Origin of the sequence: Pseudovibrio sp. WM33 (genome assembly GCF_001623165.1) — a bacterium.
GTDB lineage: Bacteria > Pseudomonadota > Alphaproteobacteria > Rhizobiales > Stappiaceae > Pseudovibrio.
Genome location: NZ_LMCK01000151.1, coordinates 2,059 through 2,543, shown reverse-complemented (window position 1 = coordinate 2,543; position 485 = coordinate 2,059). Strand labels below are relative to the sequence as shown.

At 56.1% G+C, this 485-nt stretch carries 1 protein-coding gene; it reads left to right on the top strand.

Translation table 11 applies throughout. The features are described 5' to 3' along the window. Nucleotides 1-485 (top strand): phage portal protein (locus PsWM33_RS27545; RefSeq protein WP_193778476.1); only part of this gene is annotated, 485 nt, incomplete at both ends.

Genomic DNA, 485 nt, shown 5'->3' with positions numbered 1-485 from the left:
CCGGGACCAATGGCGAGGCGGAAGACGTAGAAGAAGAAGAATTCTACGATGAGCAGGAACGGCCCCGGCTTGAAGAAATGGAAGCCGGTGTTTTGGAAGAGCTGCCACAGGGCTATGACTTCAAAGCTTTTGACCCGGCCTATCCAAGTGGGGAGATGGAACCTTTCATCAAGATCATGCTGCGCGGCGTTTGTTCGGGGCTTGATGTGGCCTATTCGTCTTTGTCCAGCGACTTGGAAAAGGCCAATTTCTCGTCATTGCGGGCCGGGCTTGGTGAAGAGCGCGAACAATGGGGCGTGCTGCAGGGTTGGCTTGCAGATCATTACTGCGGTTCCATCTTTCCTGACTGGTTGCGCATGGCGATGCTGAGCGGGCAAGTGCGTTTGCCTATGACGCAGCTTGCCCGGTTTCAGGCGGTGGAATGGACGGGCCGGGGCTGGCAATCCGTCAATCCAAAAGACGATGCGGCCGCCAATAGAACCAAT